Raw genomic sequence first — 4,600 nt, 5'->3', positions numbered from 1 at the left:
GTTCAAGCCGAATTCAAACCAGTCATTACGATAGGCGGCATTCAGACGTTCACCCAGCGTCAGGTTGGTGGTTGTATTCTTCCGTTCCACGGCATCTGCTCCCTTACCGGACGTCAGATAAGCCACATTGTTCTGATAGTTGGCATTGGAGAAGGAGTTGATGGTATACTTCTTATTGGGCAGTGCCGTATTGAAGCCAAACATGCCGAACGCATTCCAATTACCGTTGATATTCTTCGGAGTTGTAGTCCATCCACCAGTCTCCGAATTGTACACACGGCTATTGCTGATGCTATTCTGCGTTGCCGAGAAGTTGACGTGCGACATAATACCGCGCTGCTTTTCGGCATTATACGTATTATAGAAGAATCGCATGTTGTGCGTGAAGGAAGGCTTCAAGCCCGGATTACCGATACGTACATTCTGCGGATTGGAGTTGTCCACAATCGGCAACAGATTCTCCATACTCGGTTGGCTGCTACGCCCGCGGTATGTCATACGCAGCTGGCTCACCTTGGAGAAACGGATGCGCAAGTCCAGGTTCGGAGCGAAGTTGAACACATTGCGGGTGGTATCAATCATATAGTCGCCGCGCTTATAGGACAATACAGAATGCTGCGGCTGGAACGACATACCTGCGCTCAACTGATACTTCTCGCGGATAAAGCGCAAAGACACGGATGCATCGTGGTTGTAGTAGCGGTATTCCGCATACTTACCCAGACTATCCACCGCATGCTCTTCATATCCCGTGGGAAGCTGGGTTGACAATCCCCAATCCGGAAAGTCCTGCAAATCATACGTCGTCTTGTCGCTCTCGCTATACTTGTACTGGAACTGATAGCTGAATTGCAAGAAAGTGGCGCGGGCTATCGGTTCGCTGTAAGTCAGCTGTGCACTGTAATTGTAGTTCTTGGTAGGAGTAGTGATGTACTGGTTACGAACCAAGATGGAGTCTCCTCCCAAAGCATTCAGTAACTGGAAGTAATGTGTTTCCGACTCCGTATACTGGTTGTTGTCATTATTGGTATAACCGAATCTTCCACGGAACGTGACATTGCGTCCTTTGTCATTCAGCTTTCTGTTCAACTGCAAGGTTGCATCCGTAGACACACTCTTGTTGTCGTTCAGCGAACCGCTGTTGATAGCATTTATACGGATACTCCTCAACGGGTCATCGTCCGGATTAAGAATCTTCTCCAGATTCAGCCAGTTATTGGGGTCGCTCACCAGACTGTAAGGGTCAGAATTGAACGTACCGCTCTCAGAATTGGAGAGATTGTCCGTTTTGCCGTACGAGAAGTTGGGACGGAAAATGATATTCGTCATCGAGTCCGGCTTCCACTCCATACGGAAATCGGCATTGAAATTCTTGGCTTTGTTACGTTGCCTGCTGTTCGAGTTGGAGTAAGAGTTGCCGTCCGGCAGAAAGTCCTCGGTAGAACCGATACTTGCAATATCCCCATCCTGATAGTTGTAGCGTGCACTACCGCCCAGTTCCAGCTTATCGGTTTGGGTAGCGAAGTTCACACCCAGCATTTTCGTTGCAGTAAGTCCGTTGTTCCTGCGCCAGCGCGGAGGACCGCCACCGCCCGAAAAGCCCTGGTCGTTCACGTTATTGGCAGAACCCACTACCGACACCTGGGTTTTGTCCACGAAGCGGTTCAGCATAAAGCGGCCCATATAGCGGTCTTCCGTCCCTCCGGCCACGTCGGCATTACCGAACCAACCCTGGTTCATGCCTTTCTTTACGGTCAGGTCGAGCACCGTCTCCTCCTCACCGTCGTCAATACCGGTGATACGTGCCAAATCGGACTTCTTATCGTAGGTTTTCAGCTTCTCTATCATATCTACCGGCAGGTTCTTCAAACCGGTCTTTACGTCTCCACCGAAGAACTCCTTGCCGTCGACCATAATCTTCGACAAGTCCTTACCGTTGATTTTCACATTACCCTCGTCGTCAATCTCCGCACCGGGCAGCTTCTTCACCAACTCCTCGAGCATGGCTCCCTCGGGGGTACGATAGGCAGATGAGGTATATACCAGTGTATCTTCCACCACCTGCACTTGCGGCGCTTCTGCCGTAACCACAGCCTCGGCCAGCATCACCGCATCCGTTTCCAGTGTCAGTGTACCCACGTTCTTGGCAGTTGTCGTAGCATAAAGGTGTAAAGGGATGTACTGGCTCTTGAATCCGATGTAGGAAACCTTCAGCACGTATTTACCCGCACTGACTTTGGGAAGAGTGAAATAACCTTGTGCCGTAGTGGCCGTACCCGATGCCTGAACACTGTCTGGCAACAAAAGCAACTGCACGGTAGCTTGTATCGCAGGCTCCTTGGTGTCCTCCACGACACGGCCCGATACCGTAATGTTTTTGGTCTGTGAAAATGCAGACAGCGTTGTTACCAACAGCAACGCCATCCCCGTGATAATTTTCTTCATGTGTCTATTCTTTGTCTATTCTAAATGAGCAATGCCTTTTATTCACTGTTTCATTTGACAGACTTCCGGGCAAAAGGTTTAATGCCCCACATGACGATTTGCTTTATTTATCGACCATTCCGCTTAAATAATCTATCAACTGTCGCTTTCTTTATACCAAATTCCAAGCAAAGCACATTCAATATAAGAAATATGAGAAAAGAAGAAGAATCGACCGAAAGGAGGTCACCCTGCGCCACCCGGTAGAGCATACCGCCGAAGATAAAAAGAACGGTCAGAAAGATGGCATTGCGCGTGGCCTTGTTGCGCACCTGCTCTATCTCCTTATTCTCGTTCTTCGTCAAGGCAAAGATTATCATCAGTGCCCCCATCATCATCAGGAGTTTGGAGCATTCCTTGTAAAACAGCAAGTTGGCATCTGTCACTTTTCCCCACAATAGGAATATGAAAGGAAGGAACAACGCCAGAGCTATGATGAAATAACCCAGCGGACGGCAATAAACGGGAAGTAATGCTCTCATTTCTATCAATCAATTACAAATTACTAATTACAAATAGCGGGAGGCAGATGACGGAAACACCTTGCCACCCATAGAATTTCACGGGACAAAGATAACGTTTTATTGCCAAAAGAGCTATCTTTGTGCCACAATATAATGAAGAAGGCTCCCTTTCCTTCATAATCCGTAACATCAGTAATTGGTAATTCGTAATTTGTAATTAACAAGATGAGTAAACAAGAAGTAATCCTTTGCGAAGGACTGGCAAACAGCCTGACGCATGCCATAGAGAAGTGTCCCCATGACAAGCTTTTCATCCTTACCGACGAGCATACCCACCGCCTCTGCCGCCCGCATCTGGACGGTATTCCCGCCCTGGAAGAAGCGGAAGAGATTATTATCGGGGCAGAAGATGTGCACAAGAATCTGGAAACGCTGGCTGCCGTATGGCAAGCCCTGAGCGAGAAAGGGGCCAGCCGCCACTCCCTGCTCATCAATCTGGGCGGTGGCATGGTGACCGACCTTGGCGGTTTTGCCGCTTCCACCTTCAAGCGGGGCATCGCCTACATCAACGTTCCCACTACGCTACTCGCCATGGTCGACGCTTCCGTGGGAGGCAAGACGGGCATCAACTTCAACGGTCTGAAGAATGAAATCGGTGTTTTTGCTCCTGCCGCCTGCGTGCTGCTGGAAACCGAATTCCTGCGCAGCCTCGATGCCCATAACTTCTTCTCCGGCTATGCGGAGATGTTGAAGCACGGCCTCATCAGTACCCCGGAACATCTGGCAGAACTGCTGTCATTCGATACGGAAAAGATAGATTATGCCTTACTGAAGTCCATGGTAGGACGTTCCGTGCAGGTAAAGGAACGCATCGTAGAAGAGGACCCACTGGAACATGGCATCCGCAAAGCCCTGAACCTGGGACACACCGTAGGACACGCCTTCGAAAGCCTCGCCCTTGCCGAAAGGCGTCCGGTGCTGCACGGCTATGCAGTGGCATGGGGGCTGGTCTGCGAACTCTACCTTTCTTATATAAAGACCGGATTCCCGAAGGACAAGATGCGCCAGACCATCCAATTCGTCAAAGAGAATTATGGCAGCTTCACCTTCAACTGCAAACAGTACCACCAGCTGTACGAACTGATGAAGCATGACAAGAAGAATACCGCCGGAGTCATCAACTTCACCCTATTGAAAGAAGTGGGTGACATCTGTCTCAACCAGACGGCAGACAAGGAGACTATCTTCGAAATGTTCGACTTTTATAGGGAGTGCATGGGGGTATAACGCTCCCGCTCCCTCTTCGGCAGGCTCTCCACAACCAGCCGATAGGAGCGTGCCACCAGTTCTCGGATAATGCTGTCCGGTACATCCTGATTAAAATACACACTGTTCCAATACTTCTTGTTCATGTGCCACCCCGGCTTCACCCCCTCGTACCTTGCCCGCAGCTCCGTTGATTCCTCCGGGCGGCACTTGATGCAGCAGAAGTCGAACACTTCGATATTGACAAAGCAGAACCACTTGTCGCCCACATAAAAGCAAAGCACATCGCGGCTGTATCTGTCGGCCACATTAGGAAAAGGCATCTTCTCGCTCACTCCCGGCAAGGAGAGACAGTATTCTCTGAATTCTTCCACATTCATCGCTCA

Annotated in this window: 4 protein-coding genes; 1 reads left to right on the top strand and 3 read right to left on the bottom strand. The window is 49.8% G+C overall.

The window, feature by feature from the left end:
• Together ABUA47_RS21225 and ABUA47_RS21220 are read right to left on the bottom strand one after the other, a co-directional pair.
• Positions 1–2,445 (bottom strand): TonB-dependent receptor (locus tag ABUA47_RS21225; RefSeq protein WP_349832008.1); only part of this gene is annotated, 2,445 nt, incomplete at its 3' end.
• A gap of 107 nt (positions 2,446–2,552) precedes the next feature.
• Positions 2,553–2,966 carry a hypothetical protein gene (locus ABUA47_RS21220; protein ID WP_009037184.1) on the bottom strand — a complete coding sequence of 138 codons (414 nt, stop codon included), beginning with the start codon at positions 2,964–2,966 and terminating at the stop codon, positions 2,553–2,555.
• Positions 2,967–3,173: 207 nt separating this feature from the next.
• Between ABUA47_RS21220 and aroB the strand changes: the two genes are divergently transcribed.
• Positions 3,174–4,235 carry a 3-dehydroquinate synthase gene (gene aroB / locus ABUA47_RS21215; protein ID WP_118067094.1) on the top strand — a complete coding sequence of 354 codons (1,062 nt, stop codon included), beginning with the start codon at positions 3,174–3,176 and terminating at the stop codon, positions 4,233–4,235.
• On the opposite strand, the gene ABUA47_RS21210 is transcribed toward aroB, so the two are convergent.
• Entirely contained in the window at positions 4,211–4,594 is a 384-nt protein-coding gene (locus ABUA47_RS21210; RefSeq protein WP_005824086.1) for an MmcQ/YjbR family DNA-binding protein, read from the bottom strand. The genes aroB and ABUA47_RS21210 overlap by 25 nt on opposite strands.
• Positions 4,595–4,600 lie beyond the last annotated feature (6 nt).

Origin of the sequence: Bacteroides sp. RTP31139st1_H2_RTP31139_211217 (genome assembly GCF_040227615.1) — a bacterium.
In the GTDB taxonomy this organism is placed as follows: domain Bacteria; phylum Bacteroidota; class Bacteroidia; order Bacteroidales; family Bacteroidaceae; genus Bacteroides; species Bacteroides uniformis.
This window is presented reverse-complemented; position numbering and strand designations above follow the sequence as displayed.

Excerpts from the sequence above, each read along its gene's own strand:
- ABUA47_RS21220 (WP_009037184.1), bottom strand. The coding sequence starts at position 2,966 with ATGAGAGCATTACTTCCCGTTTATTGCCGTCCGCTGGGTTATTTCATC.
- aroB (WP_118067094.1), top strand. The coding sequence starts at position 3,174 with ATGAGTAAACAAGAAGTAATCCTTTGCGAAGGACTGGCAAACAGCCTG.
- ABUA47_RS21210 (WP_005824086.1), bottom strand. The coding sequence starts at position 4,594 with ATGAATGTGGAAGAATTCAGAGAATACTGTCTCTCCTTGCCGGGAGTG.